The following is a 20,029-nucleotide window of genomic DNA, read 5'->3' as shown; positions in this document are numbered from 1 at the left end:
GTGCGTCACCTTCTAGCTTCGCTCGTCGGCCTGGGAGTTGCCGGAGCCGTCCAGCCCGAGGTTCTCGGGCGCGTGGAGCTTGACCATCGTCCGTTGCACGCCCGGTGGGGTGTGGCGTTGGGTGAGCAGCGAGACCACGTACATCACGGTGAAGCCGAGTGGGACCGTCCAGGCCGCGGGGCGGGAGAGCAGGATCTCGTACCAGGCGTCGCCGGTGTCGGTGAACATCGTGACGAGGCCCGCGGTCAGGGCCGGGACGCCGCCCGCGAGCATGCCGGCGATGGCGCCCACGGTGGTGGTTCTGGTCGACCAGATTCCCAGCATCAGCAACGGGCACAACGAGGACGCGGCCACGGCGAACGCCAGGCCCACCATGTCCGCCACGGGCATGCCGGTCGCCACGAACGTCATCGCCAGCGGCACCAGGCCCGCGAGGACCGTCGAGATGCGGAAGCCGCGCACGCCGCCCAGGCGCAGCACGTCCTGGGACAGCACGCCCGCGAGCGACACCACCAGGCCCGAGGACGTGGAGAGGAACGCCGCGAACGCGCCGCCCGCCACCAGCGCGCCGAGCAACTGGCCGCCGATGCCCTCGATCATCCGGGTCGGCAGGACGAGCACCACGGCGTCGGTCTGGCCCGTCATCAGCAGTTCGGGCGTGTAGAGACGGCCGAGCGCGCCGTACATCGGGGGCATCAGGTAGAAGACGGAGAGCAGGCCCAGCACGATCAACGTCGTGCGGCGCGCGGCCGTGCCGTTCGGGTTGGTGTAGAAGCGCACGATCACGTGCGGCAGACCCATCGTGCCCAGGAATGTCGCGATGATGAGCGAATACGCGCCGTACAACGGGAATTCCTGGCCGCTCGACATCGGCAGCGACCACATCTCGTTGGTGTTGTGCTCCATCGTGGACAGATGGGGGACCGGTGCGTCCTTCGGGAACGTGAACTCCGAGCCCGCCCCGATGCGGTGGTAGCCCTCGGGCAGCACGACGACGGTGTCGGTGACGCGCGCGCCGTCGATCTCGCCGGTGCCCTTGATCGAGATGAACGCGTCGGCGTGGATCATCGTCGGGCGCTGGAACGAGACCTCGGTGTCCTGGCGGAACACCGGGTACTCGGGCTTGGTCAGCGATTCGGCGCCGTGCACCTGCCACGCGACGATCAGGAACGCGATCGGCACGGTGATCGCGGTGAGCTTGAGCCAGTACTGGAACGCCTGCACGAACGTGATCGAGCGCATCCCGCCGGACATCACGTTCGCCGTCACGACCGCGGTGACGATCAGCGCGCCCACCCAGTCCGGCGCGCCCGTCACCGTGTTCAGCGTCAGGCCCGCGCCTTCCAGCTGTGGCAACAGGTACAGCCAGCCGATCGCCAACGCCAGGATCGACGCGACCGCCCGCACGCCACGCGAACGGAACCGGGCCTCGGCGAAGTCGGGCAGCGTGTACGCGCCGGAGCGGCGGAGCGGCGCCGCGACCATCGTCAGCAGCACCAGGTACCCGGCGGTGTAGCCGACCGGGAACCACAGCATGTCCGGCCCGTAGGCGAAGATCAGCCCGGCGATGCCGACGAACGACGCCGCCGACAGGTACTCGCCGCCGATCGCGGAGGCGTTCCACCACGGCGAGACGGTGCGCGAGGCGACGTAGAAGTCGGACGTGGTGCGCGAGACCCGCAGCCCGTAGGCACCGACCAGGATCGTGCCGAGAGCGACGACCACCACCGCCACGATGGCGTAACCACTCGTCATGGACGTTCGACCAGCTCCGCGAACTCGCGCTCACTGCGTTCGGCCTGCCGCACGTAGAACCAGCCGGCCAGCAACAGCATCGGGCACGTCGCCACGCACAGCAGGAACCACGGCAGCCCGAGCCCGAGGATCCGGAACTTGCCGAACTCCGGCTCGATCGCGAACAGCAACGGCAGCAGCCCCAACGCCCCGCACGCCACCAGGCACACGGACAGGCCGAGCCGTCGTTGCGCGCGGATCAGCGTGCGCATGTAGACGGCGCCGAGCTCGCTCTGCTCGTTGATCTCGCGCGTGCCCGAGTACGGGCGCCGCGCACGGGGTGCCCGCGTGCGCGGGCTCGTCACCACCACGCGCTGGGACGGTCTCGGGTCCGGCCGCGGAGGTGGTGGCGTCGTCACGACCCGAGCCCGTTCCTCGGTTGCAGGACACCGGCGGAAGCGGCCTGACCCGCGACGGGCGTGGGCCGGGCGCGGCGGACGAGCAGCTGGCGCAGGTGCCGGGCGTGCCGGCGGCTGACCGGCAGCACCGCGCCGCCGATCGTGACGCTCAGGTGCCCGTCTTCCAGGCGCAGTTCGTCGATGTGGCCGAGCGAGACCAGGTGGCTGCGGTGGATGCGCACGAAACCCGCGCTGCGCCACCGTTCCTCGAGGCCGTTGAGCGCCGCGCGGACCAGGCCGCTGCCGGTCGCGGTGTGCAGGCGGGCGTAGTCGCCGTGCGCCTCCACGTACCGGATGTCGGCGAGGCGGATGAACCGGGTGACGCCGCCGAGTTCGACGGGGATGACCTCGTCGCCCATCTCCGGCGGCGTGGCGCTGGTCTGCTGCTGCACCGGCGCGGGCGTGGCGGCCTCGGCGGCGTTCTTCGTGTCCCAGACCTCGTGCACGATGCGGTGCACGGACTCGGCGAGCCGCTCCGGTCGCACGGGCTTGAGCAGGTAGTCGAGCGCCTTGAGCTCGAACGCCTCCACGGCGGGCTGCTGGTGCGCCGTCACGAACACGACGGGCGGCGGCTGCGCGAACCGCGAGAGCACGCGGGCGAGGTCGAGACCGTCGAGCCCGGGCATGCGGATGTCGAGGAACACGGCGTCCAACGGCTGCCCGGCGTCCATGGCGCGGTGCAGCACCCGCAACGCCTTGGTGGCGTCGGTGACCGCCTCCACGTGGGCGATGCGCGGGTCGGAACGCAACAGGTACGTGAGGTCTTCCAGCGCGGGCGCCTCGTCGTCGACGGCGAGCACCCGCAGCGAGCGCTCGAGGCTGCCACGTCGATCCGGCCCCTCGCAGATGGGGCAGGGCAGACCTGAGGTCATTCGAGATCGAGTCCAAACTGTGTACGGCCGATCCTCACGTGGCTGCGATTGGACCACGCTCGGTCATCGCGCGCCTGGTGAGCCGAGGGCGTCGGATACGCGATCATGCCCCCTCACGGAGGGTGACCCGCCGCGGGGGTCCGGTTGCACTGCGTGTGCACCGCGTCAACCCCCTTAAGCCCGCGCAACCCCGATCGGCCGCATCATCCGCCAGAGGGAGGACGTGCGGAAACCCTCCGATCGGGTGTGTCTCGGATAGGAGACCGATGCCGCTATCACGCAGCGTGCAGTTGCCTGGTCAGGCACGTCGCCTGCTTTTGTCAGTCAAAAAGCGGGCGATCGGCGCGGAAAGTGGGCGGTCGCTACGGCTGCCGGAGCGCGCGAGGCTGCGCCGCGAGGGCGTCACCGAGCGTGATCTCCAGCTCGATGAACGACTCCTCGGCGCGCCGGGCGGCCACGCTCACGGACGCGGCGGCGGCCGGGCCGATCAGTCTGCGGGTGGGGGCGCGCAACGCCTGGATGGCCTCGGACCACTGGTTCGAGAGCTTGGCGAGACCGCTCAGCGTGTCCACGAGTTGCTCGGTGTTGTCCGGCGGTGACGCGACGATCTCCGCCAGCCGGTCGCGCAAGGCGTCCAGTGCCGGGTCCACTTCACTCCTCCAGCCGGGCTGCGCCAGGAATTACTCCCACTTGGGCATCACCATATCCCGCCCTCAGTGGTGCAGCACAATGATGTTGCCCCCAAAGGTGTCGTGCGGTCAATCGATTGCGCATTCGTCTCAATTGGTGCTTGTCTCAACTGGGAAATGTGTGTTTGTTCAACTAGTCGGGGAGTTTTCCGACGTCACGTAGGGTTCGCGGGTGCGCACGGGCGGCGTTGGAGTTGTGTCGCGTTACTGCTGCCCAGTGTGCGAATGAACTCATTTGTCGTAGTGGCTGCGCCGTTTGTGGCGGTTCTCGGGCTGATATGACTGAAGACCGCGCTGATCTGGGGGGATCGCATGAAGTACTTCGTAGTCCGGGACTTCGACTCGGATGTGCGGGCCGTGGTCCGCACCGGGATCGGGGGCGAGCAGATCCACGTCGGGCCCGCGGGCTGGGTGAGGTCGGTCATGCTCCGGTACCTGGAGCTCACGCGGACGCCCGGGTGGGCGCGGCAGGTGACCGAGGAGGAAGCCGAGGCGGTGATCGCCGCACGGCCAGCGCGCCGGTGCTTCCTCGTGTGGTCGGCAGAGCCGTCGCACGTGCCGTTCGCGGTGGTCAGGCTGGACGGCGAGCGCGAGGAGGCGTACACGCGCGAACTGGCGTGGGGGCCGTCGGACCTGCTCGCGGGCGTCGCCGGCCGGAGCGAACTGCAGGTCCAGGAGCAGCTCCCGACTTCGTCGAACACGGAGGCGTACCTCCTCGCCCTCAGGTACCGGGAGCACCTCCAGGAGCACGTGTGGAAGGGGATCCTGTACCACGCGATCTTCCACGACACGGGGCAGGCGCTGGACCTCGCGAACGTGGTCAGACTCGTCAAGCGGGACACTTGGAAGGAGTACGAGTACTACGGCGGGGACGAGTGGCGGCCGATCGAGTGGCTGAGGAGCATCAGCACCGGCGGCAGCGCCTACGAGCACCTGCCGATCAGCCCCGACGAGGCGCGCCGGTTGATGGCGCACCTCGACGAACAACGGCTCAGAGACGACCCACGTCGGTGATCGTCACGACGGCCTCGCCCAGCTCGTCCGACGCCGCCAGGTCGACCTCCGCGTTGAAGCCCCAGTCCTTGTCCCCGGCCGGGTCCTCGAAGATCTGCCGGCACACCCAGCGCTCGCGCTCGACGTTGATGATCAGGAACGCCGGGCCGCGCGCGTTCGGGCCCGCGCCGAGGTCCGCGTGCTCCTCGAAGTACGGCTCGAGGGCGTCCATCCACTCCTTGGCCGTCCAGCCCGACTCGTGGTCGAGTTCGCCGAGCGAGTACCAGTCGCGCTTGGCGGCCAGCTCCACGCGGCGGAACAGGGCGTTGCGGACCAGGACGCGGAACGCGCGGACGTTGCGGGTGACGGCCGGCGGGAGGTCGACGCGGACCTCCGGGGCGGCCTCGCCGTCGGGGTTGGTGAGCTTCTCCCACTCGTCGATCAGGGAGGAGTCGACCTGGCGGACGAGTTCGCCCAGCCACGAGATCAGGTCCTGCAGTTCCTCGGTCTTCGCCTCGTCCGGGACGGTCTGCGACAACGCCTTGTAGGCGTCGGCGAGGTAGCGCAGCACGAGGCCCTCGGAGCGGGCCAGGCCGTAGAACGCCACGTACTCCGTGAACGTCATCGCGCGCTCGTACATGTCGCGCACGACGGCCTTGGGGGAGAGGTGGTAGTCGCCGACCCACGGGTGGCCGCGGCGGTAGGTGAAGAACGCCGCTTCCAGCAGGTCGTTGAGCGGCTTCGGGTACGTGACCTCCTCCAGCAGTTCCATCCGCTGGTCGTACTCGATGCCGTCGGCCTTCATCGCGCCGATCGCCTCGCCGCGTGCCTTGTGCTCCTGGGCGCCCAGGATCTGGCGCGGGTCGTCCAGGATCGACTCGATCACGGACAGGACGTCGAGTTCGTAGCCCGGCGCCTCGCGGTCGAGCAGTTCGACGGCGGCCAGCGCGAACGGCGACAGCGGCTGGTTCAGCGCGAAGTTGAACTGCAGGTCCATCGTGAGGCGGAAGTCGTCGCCGTCGCGTTCCACGACACCGGCCGCGACCAGCGCCTTGTACATCGCCAGCGCGCGCTTGATGTGCCTGAGCTGCTTCGGGCGGTCCTCGTGGTTGTCCTCCAGGAGGTGCCGCATCGCCTGGAACGCGCCACCGGCGGGACGGCCGATCACGTTCAGCAGCATCGCGTGCGAGACCTGGAACGACGACGTCAGCGGCTCCGGTTCGGCGCCCACGAGCCGTTCGAACGTCGACTCGCTCCACGACACGAAGCCGTCCGGGGCCTTCTTGCGCACGACCTTGCGGCGCTTCTTCGGGTCGTCGCCGGCCTTGGCCAGCGCCTTGATGTTCTCGACCTCGTGCTCCGGCGCCTGCACGACGACGGTGCCGACGGTGTCGTAGCCCGCGCGGCCCGCCCGTCCGGCGATCTGGTGGAACTCACGGGCTTTCAAAATACGAGTGCGCGTGCCGTCGTACTTCGAGAGAGCGGTGAACACGACCGTGCGGATCGGCACGTTGATGCCGACGCCGAGGGTGTCCGTGCCGCAGATGACCTTCAGCAGACCGGCCTGCGCGAGCTGCTCGACCAGGCGGCGGTACTTGGGCAGCATGCCGGCGTGGTGCACGCCGATGCCGTGCCGCACGAGTCGCGAGAGCGTTTTGCCGAACCCCGACGAGAACCGGAAGTTGCCGATCGTCGAGGCGATGTCTTCCTTCTCGGCCTTGGTCGCGACGTTGACGCTCATCAGCGACTGCGCGCGTTCCAGCGCGGCGGCCTGGGTGAAGTGCACGACGTAGATCGGTGCCTCACGGCCGTGCAGCAGGTCTTCGATCGTCTCGTGCAACGGCGTGGTGACGTACTGGAAGTTCAACGGCACCGGGCGTTGCGCCGAACGGACCACCGCCGTCGGACGGCCGGTGCGGCGGGTCAGGTCCTTCTCGAAGAACGAGACGTCGCCCAGCGTCGCCGACATCAGCAGGAACTGCGCCTGCGGCAGTTCGATGATCGGGACCTGCCAGGCCCAGCCGCGGTCGGGCTCGCTGTAGAAGTGGAACTCGTCCATCACGACCTGGCCGACGTCGGCGTCGGTGCCGTCGCGCAGCGCGATGTTCGCGAGGATCTCGGCGGTGCAGCAGATGATGGGCGCCTGGTCGTTGACGCTGGCGTCGCCGGTCATCATGCCGACGTTCTCCGGCCCGAACACCTCGCAGAGCGCGAAGAACTTCTCCGAGACCAGCGCCTTGATGGGCGCGGTGTAGAAGCTGCGCTGGTTGCCCGCCATCGCCACCAGGTGGGCGCCGATGGCCACCAGGCTCTTGCCGGACCCCGTGGGGGTGCTGAGGATGACGTTCGCGCCCGAGACGAGCTCGATGACCGCCTCCTCCTGCGCCGGGTACAGCGCCAGGCCGCGCTCGGTCGCCCAGGTGGAGAAAGCGTCGAACAGTTCGTCTTCGTCGGCGATCGAGGTGAGCCGGTCCGTGAGTGCAGTCATCGCAGGTGAACTATAGGTGGTACGCGTATTCGGTGAACTCCCAGTCGGTCACGAACCGCTGGAACCGGGCCACCTCCTCCCACTTGAAGTCCACATAGGACCGCACGAAGTCCTTGCCCAGCACGTCGACCATCGCCGTGTCCTCCTCCAGGTAGGCGAGGGCGTCCGGCAGCGTCGCGGGCAGCGTGGGCGCCTTCGACGGGTCGTAGCCGTAGCCCGCCGACGGCCGCGGCGGCTCGATCTGGTCGCGGATGCCCAGGTAGGTGGCGGCGATCAGACCGGCGATGCCGAGGTAGGGGTTCGCGCTCGCGTCGCCGAGCCGCAGTTCGAGACGGGTGGTCTCGCCGCGTTCGGCCGGCACCCGGAGCATCGCGCTGCGGTTGTCGAGCCCCCAGTCGATCAGCCACGGCGCGAGCGAGTCCGGCCCGAACCGCTTGTAGGAGTTGACCGTGGGGTTGAGCAGCGCGGCCAGGGCAGGGGCGTGCTTGAGGATGCCGCCGATGGCCCAGCGCGCCTCGTCCGACAGACCGCTGCTGGTGCCGGGCGCCTGGAACGCGTTGCGGCCGTCCTTCTGGTGGCACGAGAGGTGCAGGTGGAACCCGCTGCCGCCGCCGTCGTTGAACGGCTTCGCCATGAACGTGGCGAGCCTGCCTTCGCGGCGCGCGAGTTCCTTGACACTCGTTTTGAACCGGAACGCGCGATCGGCCGCGTCCATGGCGGGCGAATGGACGAGGTTGATTTCGAACTGCCCACCGGCGTACTCGTGGTTGCCGCCGGTCGTCTGCAACCCCGCGCTGGAGAGCGTGCGAAGAGTTCTCAACAGATGACCGTCCGAATCGCCGCGGCGGCCGGTCGCGTAGACGTTGCCCGGCTCATCGCAGTAGGGACGCCACCCGTTCGGGCGATCTTCGTCCGGTTCGCACAGAAAATATTCCAGCTCGGGACCGACCACCGGGCTCAGCCCAGTGGTCTCGAATATTTCCAGGGCCCTGCGCAGCACCTGCCGCGGCGATTCGTCCACGGGCCTTTCGTCCGCGGGGCTCACGGCGTCGCCGATGCACCACGCCACGCCCGGCTCCCACGGAATCGGGAGGAGCGTGTCGAGGTCCGGGACCACGATCACGTCGGGCAGCCCGGCGTCGAGCACACCCCCGTTCTCCGTGGTCTGACCGCCGGGCGTCGTGCTGTACACGGCCCGGCAGAAACTCAGCCCGCGCTGGATAACCGCAGGTAGATGCTCTACGAGGACGTCACGGCCCCGATCGGTGCCGAGCAGGTCGGGGAACACGACGCGCACCACGTCGATCCCGTCCTCGCCAAGTCTTGCCGCGAGTTCCCGTGTCACCTGTTCACCGACCACGTCGAACTACCTTTCCGGCACAGTGTGTCGCTGACGCGGAGGGGATAACGTTGAGGGGCAAACGCTATCGACCGCTCCGTGGAGCAAAGACCAGTCGGTGCTCCGCACTCATCGTCCACCACCGGGCAACAGTCCGTAACTGGACGGGTGACGACCGTCACGAGATCATGCACGATGTGGGATCGTGATCAAAGAGGTTGCGGATCGACTCGCACCACATCACAGACATAGTTCGGAACCGCAAGTATTGTGCCGGGAACACCTGAGGTCCGAGCACGGGAGACTTTGAGTTGTCTGGTCACCACACGATTGCCGAGACCGAGAAAGCCGTCCAGGCGAAGCTCGGTGCGGTGCCGCTGCATCGCGAGCAGATGGCGGCGGTGTCGAACATCCACCGCGCCGCCACCGCGATCCGCCAGCACCTTGAGAACTCGGTGCTGCGCACCAGCGATCTGACCTGGACCGGCTTCGTCGTGCTCTGGGTCGTGTGGATCTGGGGCGAGATGGAGACGCGGTACGTCGCCGAGGAGGCGGGGATCTCCAAGGGCACCCTGACCGGCGTCGCCAAGACGCTGCAGTCGCGGGGGCTGCTGGAACGTCTCGGGCACCCCACCGACGGGCGGCTGGCCGTTCTGCGGCTCACCCCTGAGGGTGAAGAACTGATGGCCGACCTCTTCCCCAAGTTCAACGAGGAAGAAGTGTTCGTGTCTGACCCGCTGGAGTCCTCCGAGGCTCAGTCGCTGGCGGAGATGCTGCGGCGGATGGTCACGCACCTCGAGGCCAACGGGGAGCAGCGGCGGTTGGATCTGCGCGGGGACACGCCGTTGCCGCCGCGTCGGTCCGGTCGGCGGGCCAAGCACGGCTGAGGCTGGTGCGGCTGATGAGGGCGACTCACCGGGGGTGAGTCGCCCTGTTCGGCGTTGGTGGGGGTCCGTCCCCTTGGGTGGTGGTTGCGTTGGGTGCAAAGAATTTCGACGAGCCGGGTCGTTTCATCGCCGCTGGCGCGTCGATAGGGATTGGGGCTTGACTTCGGGGCCCTTGCGAGGCGCTGGTCGACCGGAAAAGGCCGGGCTGAAAAGCGCCCGGCCGATCCGCGAGTAGTAGCACCTCGCACCCAAAGTCAAGCCCCAATCCCACGCGTAGGTGGCTGGGTTTGTGCTGGTACGTCACCTCACACGGCTGATCGGTGCAGCCAAGAGTGTCGGCTCGCCTTCGGCATTGCGAGGGGCGGGCGTTGTCTTGAGCCAAGAGCTAAGGACGCCTCGCCTTCGGCCTTGCGACTGGGGCTTGGGTGGGCTCGGCTGCGCCATCGCGATGCTTGCGCTCTGTCGGCCTCGTCTTCGGCTTCGTTCTCCTCAAGCCATTGGTCACTTAGCTCTTGGCTGCCGAGCGCTAGGTGACCCAGCGCTCGGCGAGCTGGCGCTCCGCACCCCTGCGCGCCACATCCCAGCGCTCGGCGACCTGGCGTTCAGCGTTCAGAGCAGGCTGAGCACCCGTGCGTGGAGCGTGTCCAGGTAGTCCTCGGACTCCGGCTTCATCAGAACGCTGCGCAGGACCCGTGCGCCGTCCGCATCCGCCGTGATCCCGGGGTGCCTGACCGCGAACGCCTCCTTCGACGCCCTCGCCACGCTCAGGAAGATCGGGTCCTCCGGCGCGTTCATGCCGGTGTCCATGACCCGGTGCGACGCGGCGTCGATGGCCGAGAGGCTGAGCGGGTCGGTGCGCGGGAAGTACGTGACGATGTCCAGCTCGGGCTCCTGGTAGAGCTCCAGGGCTTCGGACTCGCGGATCATCGACGCCCACCGGACGGCTGCGCGCCGGCCCGCCGCCAGCACCTCGCCCAGGCCGTCACGTGTCAACGGAAGTAGACGAAGGGTTAGCCAGAGGCCCGCTGCCGCTGCGCCCGCTCGGGAGCATTCCAGGCTGATCTCGCCCAGATGCAGTTCGTCCGAGGTGAAGTAGGTGTACGGGGAGTCGTGCAGGTAGAAGCGGCCCACCTCGGGGTCCTTGAAGAGGACCGCACCGCAGCCGTAGGGCTGGAGGCCGTGTTTGTGGGGGTCTACGACCACCGAGTCGCAGTCGGCGATCGCGGCCCACGGCTCCGGGGCGAGGTCGGTGCCGGCCAGGAGGGTGAAGAAGCCTCCGTAGGCGCCGTCCACGTGGACTCGGGCGTCGTAGCGGCGGGTCAGGGCGCGGACCTCGTGGACCGGTTCGATGGCGCCGAGAGCGGTGGTGCCCGGGGTGACCACGACGGTGCCGACCTTGCCCGTTTTGAGGAGGGCTTCGAGGGCGTCGAGGTCCATGCGGCCCCGAGCGTCCGCGGGGACCGAGTGGCCCTCCATCCCCAGGACGCCGCACATCCTGGAGTGGGTGTAGTGGGCCTCTGCCGAGTAGGCGATGCCGCGCCCAGGGTGCAGGGAGCGGGCCACGAAGAGGGCTTCCAGGTTGGCGATGGTGCCGCTGGAGGTCAGGTGGCCGAGGTGCTGGTCGGTGTAGCCGAACATGCGCGCCAGGTCGGAGACGACCTCGCGTTCCATGGTGGCGGTGGCCGGGCCGCCGTCCAGGGCGTGGTTGTTCGGGTTGATCAGCATGGCGCTGAGGTAGCCGACGACGGCCGCGGGGTGCGGGGGCTTGAGCATCTGGCCCGCGTAGCGCGGGTGGAAGAACGGGTAGTTGTCGCGCAGGCGGTCCTGGAGTTCGGCGAGGGCCGAGCCGAAGACCGTCGGGTCCACCTGCAGCGACGAGTGGGGTGTGAAGGTGCCGTAGTCGGCCGTCCACTTGTCGTGGTTGGCCAGGGCCTCGTTCAGCCAGTGTTGAAGATCCACCGCACACCCCACTCGGTCCACGAAATGTTCGAATTTGTACGTTACGGCAGACCCCAGCGGGAAGACGAGCCGTTCGCTTTCACATCACGGGCTGAGACGTCGGGGCGCACGCCGCGGCGGCTGACGACGGCAGTCTGGCCCCGGCGGAGCGGAATCGCGACAGCGGAACCGACTGGCTTGTACTCCAGACGGCGGCCCCAGGCGTCGCGGACGTCGATCTCGCCCTTGATGCCGTGGTCCAGGAGCAGGGGCGCGCCCGCTTCCGAATGGACCTTGACCCAGTCTGTCCGGCCGGACGAACGGGACGCGTCGACCAGGAACGCGCCCTGGGTGCGGAGCGACGAGATCGAGGCATCGGCCCAAGTGGACGACACGGACGGGAAGACGCGGACCGTGTTGTTGTGCGACTGGACCATCATCTCCAGCACGGCCTGGGCGGACATCAACGGCGACTCGATGGCGAGGTTGCCGCCCTCGCGGTAGAAGGTGTTCTCGGTCAGGACGGCGTTCGAGCCCACCTGCTTGCGGTCCAGGAAGTAGCGGAGGAACGAGAGGGCTTCCTCGGGGCGGTTCATGGCCGACGCCATCGCGGACGCGGCGCCGTAGCTGTAGCCCGCCCAGGCCTCCCTGCGCGAGACCCAGTGGTCGAAGGTCTTGTCGATCAAAGAGCGGTGTTCGGGCATGTCGTAGGTGAGTTCGCGCAACGGGTAGAACCAGAGCATGTGCGAGAAGTGGCGGTGCGAGTCGTTCAACGCCACGTCCTTGCCGATCAACGTGCCGTTCGGGCCCTCGGCGTAGGGGACCAGGCGGGTCGCGATGTCGCGCCAGCGCGGGTTGTCCTCGATCGAGAGCAACGTGCGGACGCCCCAGCGGATCAACGACAGGTCGTACGTCGTGTCGGTGGCGTTGGCGTACTCGGGCGACCGGGTCTCCGGCAGGTGCAGCTTGCCGTCGGTGCCCTCGACCAGGAAGCGCGCGTAGTAGTTGACGGCCTTGGTGAGGATCGGGAACAGGACGTCCGAGAGGATCTTGCGGTCCATCGTGTGGCGGTAGCCGAGCCAGACGTTGTGGCACGCCCACAGCAGGTTGCCGGTGTGGTCGTTGGGGGACACGCCGGGGACGCCGCAGTAGCGCGGGCCCGAGCGCAACGTGCGGTCGCCGGGGTGGCAGATCGCGTACGAGTTCCCGTCGCGGTAGGACGGGTTCACGTTGAGCTCGAGGTTGTGCTCGTAGCGCTTCAACGTCGTCGTGACGGCGTCGAGTTCGTGGTGGTTCGAGCCGTTGACCAGCGGGTAGGAGATCTGGACGTTGAGGTTCCACCAGACGGCCGTCCAGCTGTTGCCCTGCTCGGGGAACCACGGTCCCCACTCGGAGATCACCGGGGCGTCGGCGCGGGTGGCGGCGGCCATCTTGTAGAGCTGGAGCCAGTAGAACCGCTGCACGAGCTTGTCCGGCACGGACACCAGCGACTTCGCGAAGTAGGCGTTCCACCAGCGGCGGTGTTGCAGGACCAGCAGTTCGAACGGGAGCGCGAGCGCCTGCCTGACCTCGCGGATCGCGTCGGACGTGTGTGTGTTCGCGGGGTGTGTGTACGCGACGTGCGCGGCGAAACGGCCGTTGCGCGTCTGCCAGGCCGTTGTGTAGCCACCGCCCGCGTGCAACGGCTGGGCGGCGTACGAGACGCCGTTCGCGGTGCCCAGGGTGGGCGCCGGGTTGGCGGTGTAGTCCGCCGGCCTGCGGATCTGCCGGGTCGTCGAGGACTCCAGCGGCTGGAAGTCCCAGGTCGCCTCGCCGCGGACGGACGCGAGGAACGTGCTGCGGTCGTTGTGCACCAGCATCGTGAACGTGGCGGAGCCCTGGGTCGTGGTGACCGAGCCGGTGAGTTCGGCGTTCCACAGGTCGAGGGTCCAGTCGACGGCGGTGATCGCGCCGGCGAACCGCACGGTCAGGTACCCGATCGGCAACCGGGAGAGACCGACGGCGGCCTCCCAGTGCTCGCGCTGGTCCTGGACCTCCGAATAGCTGAGCATCAGCTTCAGCTCGTCGGGCGTGCGGCCCGCGTACACCTGGACGCCGAGGAAACCGTTGGCGAGAAAAGGACTATCGCCCCAATTCGCCGGCAGCCGCTTCCATTCCATGCGAGCGTCCCGGACCACGTCCCGGTGCACGTTGTGACCCGATGTTTCGGGGCTTGCGGAGGCGGTGCCCACCCCGAGTGCGGAAGCCCCCACGGCGGCGCCGGTCCCGTACAAAAACGTTCTGCGCGACAGCTCTGTCACTGTTCGTCCCTCCGTGCCGTGGCGGCGGCGGAACGGATCTAACCGCAAGAGTCATCCGATGACTAGCGCACGCTGTGACGATCGACGCCTTCTTGCCTGCAAATCGTTGTTGCACAGTCCTAGCCATAGCCGACACCGGGCAATTAGCGTCTCGGCCCATGTCACCTGTTGCCATGCACATGAGCGACGGTCTGCTGAACGCCCCGGTGTCCGTCGTCTTCCTCGTCATCGCGGCGGTGGGCGTCGGGTTCGCCCTGATCAAGGCCCGTGCGGATCTCGACGACCGCACCGCGCCGATGGCGGGCCTGGTGGCCACGTTCATCTTCGCCGTCCAGATGATCAACTTCCCGATCCTGCCGGGCGCCTCCGGGCACCTGCTGGGCGGTGCGCTCGCGGCCATCCTGGTCGGCCCGTACGTCGGCGCGCTGTGCGTGACGATCGTGCTCGTCGTGCAGGCGCTGCTGTTCGCGGACGGCGGCCTCACGGCCCTGGGCGCGAACGTCACGAACATGGCGTTGATCGGCACGGCGACCGGATTCCTGGTCGCCGTCGCGCTCCGGAAGTTCGCCCTCAAGGGCAAGGGCGGGCTGGCCGCGGTCGCGTTCATCTCGGCGTTCGTGAACACGGTGGTCGCCGCGACGGGCTTCGTCGTCGAGTACGCGATCGGCGGCGCGGGCGGCGTGGAGATCGGCAAGGTCGCGCTGCTGATGTGGGGGCTGCACGCGTTGATCGGCATCGGTGAGGGCGTGATCACGGCGGCCACCGTCACGTCGGTCGCGTCGATCCGCCCCGACCTCGTCTACCTGCTGAAGGGCAACGCCAAGCCGCTGGAGGTGCGGTCGTGAAGAAGTTCTTCATCGGGTTCGCGTTCGTGTCGCTGCTGATCGCCGGGGTGCTGTCGTACTTCGCGTCCGGCGACCCGGACGGTCTGGACAAGACCGTCGAGGACACCGGCATCGCCGAGCACGCGCAGGAGCACCCGTTCGCGGGCAGCACCTTCGCCGACTACGCGTTCGGCGGCGACGACAGGTTCACCGGACTCGCGGGCGTGCTCGGGGTCGTGGTCGTCCTCGCGCTGTCGTTCGGCCTCTTCTGGTTCCTGCGCAAGAAGTCCGACGCGTAGGTGAGCGGCAGTCACGACGTCCTGCACCACGCCGGCGACTCGCCGGTGCACCGCCTCGCACCCCACGTGAAGATCCTCGTGGCGTTCGCGGCGGTGCTGGGCGTCGTGGCCACGCCGCGCACGTGGTTCCCGTTGTTCGGGATCTACCTGCTGCTGATCGTCGCGGTGTGGGCGGTCGCGCGGGTTCCCGTGCTGTGGTTCGTGAAACGCGCGGTCATCGAGGCGCCGTTCGTGGTGCTCGCGTTCCTGCTGCCGATCTTCGGCACGGACCCGCGCACCGACTTCCTGGGCTTCTCGGTGTCGATCGAGGGCTCGCTGGCGGGCTGGAACATCCTGGTCAAGGGCACGCTCGGCGTGTTGATCAGTCTCACTCTGGCGGCCACCACGGCACCCGGCGACCTGCTGCGCGGGTTGCAGACGTTGCGGGTGCCCGCGCCGCTGATCATGATCGCCACGCTGATGCTGCGTTACGGCGAAGTCGTTGTGGGCGAGGCGAAACGCATGCGCGTCGCCCGCATCTCCCGCGGTGACGACCCGCGGTTCCTGTGGCAGGCGGGCGCGCTCGCCCGGTCGGTCGGCACGTTGTTCATCCGGTCCTACGAACGCGGAGAGAGGGTGCATCTCGCCATGGTGTCGCGCGGCTGGACGGGCAGGCCCTCGGGATCGGCGACGATCGTGCCGGAGACCCCGGCCGCGGCGGCGCTGGAGGTCTCGAAGCTGGCCTTCGCCTACCCGGACGGCCACCAGGCGCTGTTCGGCGTGGACCTGCGGGTCGAGCGCGGCGAACGGGTCGCGGTGCTCGGCCCGAACGGCGCCGGCAAGACCACGTTCGCGTTGCACCTCAACGGAGTGCTCTCCGGTGGCTCCGGCTCGATCTCGGTCGCCGGGCTGGAGGTCGACCGCAAGAACCTGCGCGAGATCCGCCGCCGGGTGGGCCTGGTCTTCCAGGACCCCGACGACCAGCTGTTCTGCCCGACGGTCGCCGAGGACGTGGCGTTCGGGCCGCGCAACTTCGGTCTGTCCGATGTGGACGCACGGGTGGCGGAGGCGTTGCGGTCGGTCGGCATGGAGTCGGTCGCGGACCGCTCGCCGCTGCACCTGTCCGGTGGCCAACGACGCCGCGTGGCGCTGGCGTCCGTGCTGGCCTGCTCGCCGGAGATCCTGGTGCTGGACGAACCGTCCGCGAACCTCGAACCGGTGGCCCGCCGCGAACTCGCCGAACTGCTGCTCTCGTTGGCGCCCACCATGCTCATGGTCACGCACGACCTGCCGTTCGCCCTGCAGATCTGCCCGCGCAGCGTGCTGGTCGACGACGGCGTGGTCGTCGCGGACGGCCCGACGCGCGAGATTCTCGCCGACGCCGAACTCCTCGCGCGGCACCGGCTCGAACTGCCCTACGGCTTCCGGCTCGACTGAAGCCCGGTCAGCACGATCTCCAGCAGCACGGCGGGGTTCGCACCCTCGTGCATGCTCTGGAGCATCCCCTTCATGAGCGCGACCAGGTCCTGCGTCGTGATGTCCGCGCGCACGGCCCCGGCCGCCTGGGCGCGTTCCAGCAGACCGCCGAGCGTCGCGTGCAGGGAGTCGCGCAGTTCGGACGGCACCGCGATCGCGTCGGACATGTCGCGCTTGGCCGCGGCTTCGGCGGCCATCTTCGTGAGGAACGCCGTCAGGTCCGCGCCGGGGTCGCCCGAGGGTGAGGCCGAGGAGATCATCGCCTGCACGCGTGACTCCGTGACGGCCTGGAACAGCGCCTGCTTCGTCGGGAAGTGCCGGTAGACGGTGCCGGGCCCGACGCCCGCCCGTCCGGCGATCTCGTCCAGCGGCACGTCGAAGCCCTGCTCCGCGAACAACTCGCGGGCGGCGGTCAGCACCTTCTCGCGGTTGCGCGCGGCGTCGGCCCTCATCGTTGCCAACCGGGGCGTGCGTTCCGTATCGTCTTAAGCGGGGTCACCGTTCCGATTCTACGAGGGGTCGATCATGACACGCACACCGGCAGAGATCGTGGACCACGTCCGGCGCCAGGTCGCGGGGGAGCAGACGCACGGCTCGTTCGCCGACCTCTTCACCGAGGACGGCGTGATGGCCTACCGCTTCCCGGCGCCGTTCCAGGAACCGGAGGTCAAGGGCAGGGAGGCGATCCGCGCCTACTTCGACCGGATGCGCGGCGCGCGGGTCCGGGAGAAGATCGAGATCCAGGACGTCGAGGCGATCACCAGGCTCACCGACGACCCGGACGTCGTCGTCGCCGAGATCACGCATCGCGGCTGGTCGAAGGTGAAGCAGGACTACTACTCGTTCACCGCCATCGCGATCATCCACTTGCGCGACGGCGAGATCGCCCGGTACGACGACTACATGAACCCGTTGCTGCTGACCGAGCTGCTCGGCGCATGACGTTCGACCTGTCCGCCTGGTGCACCACCGAGCTGGGGAGCGGGCCGGTCGAGGTGTTCTACGAGCGCGTCTCGATCTCGTCGGTCTTCGGGGTGCGCCTGGCGGACGGGCGTTCGGCCTACGTGAAGGCCCGCGCGGACGACGGGCGGGCGGCCTCGTGCCTCGCCGCGCAGAAGTCGTTGGCGGAGCGGGGGTTTCCGTGCCCTCGCCCGCTGACCTCGGTGGTGCGGACCGGTGCTTTGGCGGTGCACGCCGAGGAACCGTTGCCGGGTGGAGAGGTACTCCTGGGCGACACCCCCGAGGTCGCCCAGCAGTACGCCTCCGTCTTCGCCCGGTCGATGGAACTGCTGGCGGACGTCGTCGTGCCGCCGCCGGTGCCCGCGCCCCGCTGGGCCCGGTGGGATCACGACGAACCCGGGGTGTGGCCCGCCATCGACTTCCTCGACGCCCGCGACCAGAGCGTCGTGCCGCCGTTCGTCGTGGAGGCCGCCACGCGGGTGCGCAAGCGGTTGCTGGCCACCGATCTGCCGTGCGTGCTGGGACACGCCGACTTCGAGGCGCAGAACCTCCGCTGGCACGACGGCGAGGTGCTGGCCGTGCACGACTGGGACAGCCTGGCCTGGCAACCGGAGGCCGCCCTGGCAGGCGCGGCCTCCGGAGCGTTCGCCAACGTGTCGCCGCCGTCGTTGGTGCCGGTCGAGAGTTCGGCGGCGTTCCTCGAGACGTACCAACGGGTGCGTGGGCGCGCGTTCTCCGTTGAGGAGATGGAGATCGCGTGGGCGGCGAGCATGTGGACCGCCGTGCACAACGCACGGTGGGAAGTGCTGCACGGCGATCCGACCCCGTCAGGTGACGCTCTGCGTGAGCAAGGCGCCGAACGGCTGCGGCTCGCGAACGCCTAGCAGAACAGCGTCGGCGCCGACGTGGTCGAAGTCAGAGCCTGTCCACCGGGCTGACCGTGGCGCGGCGGCGCCGTTCCGCCAGCACCGCCGACAGGTACGGGTGCGGGTGCGTGTGTTCGACGCGGGGCGAGTGGATCGCCGTGCCCACGTCGTTCGCCAGCCGCGAGCCCAGGTCCCAGCGGGCCTGCTCGGTCAGGTCGCCGTAGCGGCTCAGGTACTGCCGCGTCGCGAGCACCAGCTCGTCCGGCAGCTGCGACAGGTCGAGGCCCGACGCCCACGCGGCGAGCTGCGGCGGCATGACGGCGAGCTTCACCTCCTGGCGCGGCACGCGGGTGTGGATCACGATGGTGCCCGCCAGGTAGTCGCCGACCCGCTTGCCCTGCGGCGAGAACAGCGACACGAACAACGCCGTCGCGCCACCGAAGCCGAGCGCCCAGAAGTCCACGAAGAACCCGCCGAGCGCGCGTACCAGGGCGTGCCGGAAGCGGATCGCGCCGCCGTCGTCGCGCACCACGCGCAGACCCATGACGAGCTTGCCCAGGGACCGCCCGCGCGACAGCGACTCCACCAGCGTCGGATAGCCGATCAGCACGAGCACCGCGAGCGTCAGCGACAGCGCGGTCTGCAGCGCGTCGTCGAACCCGATCGGCGAGATCAGCGATACGAGCACGAGCAGGCCGAACTGCAGGACGAGGTCGAACGCGTACGCGATCGCCCTGCTCGCGAGCTGGGCTACGCGAAGGTCAAGAACTACGGCTTCACCGGTGACTAGGTCCCCCACGCGGATAGTGTGACTCATCGTGGATCTGGACGTGTTCATCGAACGCCACAGCGCGTCGTGGCAGCGGCTCGAAAAGCTCGCGAAGAGGCCGGGCAGGCTGAGCGGCGCCGAGGCCGACGAGCTGATCGAGCTGTACCAACGCGTCACGACGCACCTGTCGCTGGTGCGCAGCCAGACCCCCGACCCGGTCACCGTCGAACGGCTGTCCTCGCTGGTCGCGCTCGCCCGCTCGGCGCTCACCGGCACGCACACGCCGGCGTGGAAGGTGTTCACCCGCTTCTTCACACACCGGCTGCCTGCCGCGATCTACCTCGGCTGGCGCTGGTGGGTACCGGCCGGACTCGCGTTCTACCTGGTCACCGGCATCATCGCGGCGTGGATCGCGTCCAACCCGGACGTGCAGGCCTCCATCGCCGCGCCCGAGGACCTGCGCGAGATGACCAGGGTCGGCGGCGGCTACGAGTCGTACTACTCGAGCGATCCGGCCGGGTCGTTCGCGGCGAAGGTGTGGACCAACAACGCGTGGGTCGCGGCCGCGTGCCTGCTGCTCGGCGTGCTGTTCGCGATTCCGCCGATCTACCTGCTCTTCACCAACGCCCTGAACGTCGCCGTCGGCGTCGGGCTGATGTTCGGCGCGGGCCGCGGTGAGCTGTTCCTCGGCCTGTTGGCACCGCACGGCCTGTTGGAGCTCACGGCCGTGTTCGTCGCCGCGGGAATCGGCATGCGACTGGGCTGGCAGGTGATCGACCCCGGCAAGCGCACCCGTGCCCAGGCACTCGCCGCAGAGGGTCGGTCCGTCGTGGCCGTCGCGCTCGGGCTCGTCGTGGTGCTGCTCGTGGCCGGTGTGCTGGAAGGGTTCGTGACGCCGTCCGGGCTGCCGACGTGGGCGCGGGTGGGCATCGGCGTGGTGGCCGAGGTGCTGTTCCTGCTGTACGTGTTCGTGATCGGGCGGCGGGCCGCGCAGGAGGGCGAGACCGGCGACGTCGACGCGAGCGAACGCGAGGACGTCGTTCCCGTCTCCGTCTAGTGCTGCGTCAGCCAGCCTTCGCCGCGTGTTCGGCGCTCAGCAGGTCACCTCGCGGCACCGGCCCCGCGCCCCGGTACAACCAGTACAGGGACGCGGGGCCG

At 68.9% G+C, this 20,029-nt stretch carries 18 protein-coding genes and 1 pseudogene; 9 read left to right on the top strand and 10 right to left on the bottom strand.

Going from position 1 to position 20,029, the window contains the following annotated elements:
- Window positions 1–12: 12 nt before the first annotated feature.
- The 4 genes from JNUCC0626_RS18710 to JNUCC0626_RS18695 all read right to left on the bottom strand — a co-directional run bounded on the left by JNUCC0626_RS18710 (window position 13) and on the right by JNUCC0626_RS18695 (window position 3,714).
- Complete coding sequence (locus JNUCC0626_RS18710; RefSeq protein ID WP_394621047.1) at window positions 13–1,755, bottom strand: cation acetate symporter; 1,743 nt, start codon at window positions 1,753–1,755, stop codon at window positions 13–15.
- Window positions 1,752–2,105, bottom strand: a complete 354-nt coding sequence (locus JNUCC0626_RS18705) for a hypothetical protein (protein ID WP_394621046.1) — start codon at window positions 2,103–2,105, stop codon at window positions 1,752–1,754. The genes JNUCC0626_RS18710 and JNUCC0626_RS18705 overlap by 4 nt, the downstream gene beginning before the upstream one ends.
- Before the next feature lie 44 nt (window positions 2,106–2,149).
- Window positions 2,150–3,064, bottom strand: a complete 915-nt coding sequence (locus JNUCC0626_RS18700) for a LytR/AlgR family response regulator transcription factor (protein WP_394621045.1) — start codon at window positions 3,062–3,064, stop codon at window positions 2,150–2,152.
- Between the two features lie 362 nt (window positions 3,065–3,426).
- Window positions 3,427–3,714 carry a hypothetical protein gene (locus tag JNUCC0626_RS18695; protein ID WP_394621044.1) on the bottom strand — a complete coding sequence of 96 codons (288 nt, stop codon included), beginning with the start codon at window positions 3,712–3,714 and terminating at the stop codon, window positions 3,427–3,429.
- A gap of 351 nt (window positions 3,715–4,065) precedes the next feature.
- On the opposite strand from JNUCC0626_RS18695, the gene JNUCC0626_RS18690 reads away from it, so the two are divergent.
- Window positions 4,066–4,767, top strand: a complete 702-nt coding sequence (locus JNUCC0626_RS18690) for a hypothetical protein (RefSeq protein WP_394621043.1) — start codon at window positions 4,066–4,068, stop codon at window positions 4,765–4,767.
- Here the strand turns inward: JNUCC0626_RS18690 and JNUCC0626_RS18685 are convergent.
- Together JNUCC0626_RS18685 and JNUCC0626_RS18680 are read right to left on the bottom strand one after the other, a co-directional pair.
- On the bottom strand, window positions 4,745–7,234 hold the full coding sequence (locus tag JNUCC0626_RS18685) for a DEAD/DEAH box helicase (RefSeq protein ID WP_394621042.1): 2,490 nt from the start codon (window positions 7,232–7,234) through the stop codon (window positions 4,745–4,747). The genes JNUCC0626_RS18690 and JNUCC0626_RS18685 overlap by 23 nt on opposite strands.
- 10 nt (window positions 7,235–7,244) lie before the next feature.
- Complete coding sequence (locus JNUCC0626_RS18680) at window positions 7,245–8,594, bottom strand: glutamine synthetase family protein (protein ID WP_394621041.1); 1,350 nt, start codon at window positions 8,592–8,594, stop codon at window positions 7,245–7,247.
- Between the two features lie 290 nt (window positions 8,595–8,884).
- Between JNUCC0626_RS18680 and JNUCC0626_RS18675 the strand changes: the two genes are divergently transcribed.
- The gene (locus tag JNUCC0626_RS18675; protein ID WP_030474059.1) at window positions 8,885–9,460 is read left to right on the top strand and encodes a MarR family winged helix-turn-helix transcriptional regulator; all 576 of its coding nucleotides are present in this window, start codon (window positions 8,885–8,887) and stop codon (window positions 9,458–9,460) included.
- Window positions 9,461–10,069: 609 nt separating this feature from the next.
- Here JNUCC0626_RS18675 and JNUCC0626_RS18670 read toward each other — a convergent pair.
- Both JNUCC0626_RS18670 and JNUCC0626_RS18665 read right to left on the bottom strand, forming a co-directional pair.
- On the bottom strand, window positions 10,070–11,419 hold the full coding sequence (locus JNUCC0626_RS18670; RefSeq protein ID WP_394621040.1) for a pyridoxal phosphate-dependent decarboxylase family protein: 1,350 nt from the start codon (window positions 11,417–11,419) through the stop codon (window positions 10,070–10,072).
- 41 nt (window positions 11,420–11,460) lie between these two features.
- Window positions 11,461–13,557: a glycosyl hydrolase family 95 catalytic domain-containing protein gene (locus JNUCC0626_RS18665; RefSeq protein ID WP_394621039.1), complete on the bottom strand. Its 2,097-nt coding sequence runs from the start codon at window positions 13,555–13,557 to the stop codon at window positions 11,461–11,463.
- A gap of 299 nt (window positions 13,558–13,856) precedes the next feature.
- Between JNUCC0626_RS18665 and JNUCC0626_RS18660 the strand changes: the two genes are divergently transcribed.
- From JNUCC0626_RS18660 to JNUCC0626_RS18645, 4 genes and pseudogenes are all read left to right on the top strand, one after another.
- Window positions 13,857–14,543 (top strand): energy-coupling factor ABC transporter permease, encoded by a 687-nt coding sequence (locus tag JNUCC0626_RS18660; RefSeq protein ID WP_394621038.1) that lies wholly within the window; start codon window positions 13,857–13,859, stop codon window positions 14,541–14,543.
- Complete coding sequence (locus JNUCC0626_RS18655; RefSeq protein ID WP_394621037.1) at window positions 14,540–14,821, top strand: PDGLE domain-containing protein; 282 nt, start codon at window positions 14,540–14,542, stop codon at window positions 14,819–14,821. The genes JNUCC0626_RS18660 and JNUCC0626_RS18655 overlap by 4 nt, the downstream gene beginning before the upstream one ends.
- Window positions 14,822–15,463 (top strand): annotated as a pseudogene (gene cbiQ, locus JNUCC0626_RS18650) (cobalt ECF transporter T component CbiQ); the annotation flags it as partial.
- Window positions 15,449–16,237 (top strand): energy-coupling factor ABC transporter ATP-binding protein, encoded by a 789-nt coding sequence (locus JNUCC0626_RS18645; RefSeq protein ID WP_394622056.1) that lies wholly within the window; start codon window positions 15,449–15,451, stop codon window positions 16,235–16,237. The pseudogene cbiQ and the gene JNUCC0626_RS18645, both read left to right, overlap by 15 nt.
- Here the strand turns inward: JNUCC0626_RS18645 and JNUCC0626_RS18640 are convergent.
- On the bottom strand, window positions 16,216–16,728 hold the full coding sequence (locus tag JNUCC0626_RS18640) for a TetR/AcrR family transcriptional regulator (protein ID WP_394621036.1): 513 nt from the start codon (window positions 16,726–16,728) through the stop codon (window positions 16,216–16,218). The genes JNUCC0626_RS18645 and JNUCC0626_RS18640 overlap by 22 nt on opposite strands.
- A gap of 73 nt (window positions 16,729–16,801) precedes the next feature.
- Between JNUCC0626_RS18640 and JNUCC0626_RS18635 the strand changes: the two genes are divergently transcribed.
- Together JNUCC0626_RS18635 and JNUCC0626_RS18630 are read left to right on the top strand one after the other, a co-directional pair.
- Complete coding sequence (locus JNUCC0626_RS18635; protein ID WP_394621035.1) at window positions 16,802–17,218, top strand: nuclear transport factor 2 family protein; 417 nt, start codon at window positions 16,802–16,804, stop codon at window positions 17,216–17,218.
- Window positions 17,215–18,120 carry a phosphotransferase gene (locus JNUCC0626_RS18630; RefSeq protein ID WP_394621034.1) on the top strand — a complete coding sequence of 302 codons (906 nt, stop codon included), beginning with the start codon at window positions 17,215–17,217 and terminating at the stop codon, window positions 18,118–18,120. Before JNUCC0626_RS18635 ends, JNUCC0626_RS18630 begins: the two co-directional genes overlap by 4 nt.
- A 31-nt stretch (window positions 18,121–18,151) precedes the next feature.
- On the opposite strand, the gene JNUCC0626_RS18625 is transcribed toward JNUCC0626_RS18630, so the two are convergent.
- Window positions 18,152–18,901, bottom strand: coding sequence for an RDD family protein (locus JNUCC0626_RS18625; protein WP_394621033.1), 750 nt, complete (start codon window positions 18,899–18,901; stop codon window positions 18,152–18,154).
- A 19-nt stretch (window positions 18,902–18,920) separates the two neighbouring features.
- Between JNUCC0626_RS18625 and JNUCC0626_RS18620 the strand changes: the two genes are divergently transcribed.
- On the top strand, window positions 18,921–19,928 hold the full coding sequence (locus tag JNUCC0626_RS18620; RefSeq protein WP_394621032.1) for a stage II sporulation protein M: 1,008 nt from the start codon (window positions 18,921–18,923) through the stop codon (window positions 19,926–19,928).
- Window positions 19,929–20,029 lie beyond the last annotated feature (101 nt).

This window comes from Lentzea sp. JNUCC 0626 (assembly GCF_043632865.1).
Lineage (GTDB): Bacteria > Actinomycetota > Actinomycetes > Mycobacteriales > Pseudonocardiaceae > Lentzea.
Note: the sequence above shows the minus strand (reverse complement) of the source record. Positions and strands in the feature narration are given on the sequence as shown.

Coding starts and splice junctions, on each gene's coding strand:
- JNUCC0626_RS18640 (WP_394621036.1), bottom strand. CDS start 16,728: ATGAGGGCCGACGCCGCGCGCAACCGCGAGAAGGTGCTGACCGCCGCC.
- JNUCC0626_RS18700 (WP_394621045.1), bottom strand. CDS start 3,064: ATGACCTCAGGTCTGCCCTGCCCCATCTGCGAGGGGCCGGATCGACGT.
- JNUCC0626_RS18630 (WP_394621034.1), top strand. CDS start 17,215: ATGACGTTCGACCTGTCCGCCTGGTGCACCACCGAGCTGGGGAGCGGG.
- JNUCC0626_RS18685 (WP_394621042.1), bottom strand. CDS start 7,234: ATGACTGCACTCACGGACCGGCTCACCTCGATCGCCGACGAAGACGAA.
- JNUCC0626_RS18665 (WP_394621039.1), bottom strand. CDS start 13,557: ATGGAATGGAAGCGGCTGCCGGCGAATTGGGGCGATAGTCCTTTTCTC.
- JNUCC0626_RS18645 (WP_394622056.1), top strand. CDS start 15,449: ATGGTGTCGCGCGGCTGGACGGGCAGGCCCTCGGGATCGGCGACGATC.
- JNUCC0626_RS18660 (WP_394621038.1), top strand. CDS start 13,857: ATGTCACCTGTTGCCATGCACATGAGCGACGGTCTGCTGAACGCCCCG.
- JNUCC0626_RS18710 (WP_394621047.1), bottom strand. CDS start 1,755: ATGACGAGTGGTTACGCCATCGTGGCGGTGGTGGTCGTCGCTCTCGGC.
- JNUCC0626_RS18690 (WP_394621043.1), top strand. CDS start 4,066: ATGAAGTACTTCGTAGTCCGGGACTTCGACTCGGATGTGCGGGCCGTG.
- JNUCC0626_RS18635 (WP_394621035.1), top strand. CDS start 16,802: ATGACACGCACACCGGCAGAGATCGTGGACCACGTCCGGCGCCAGGTC.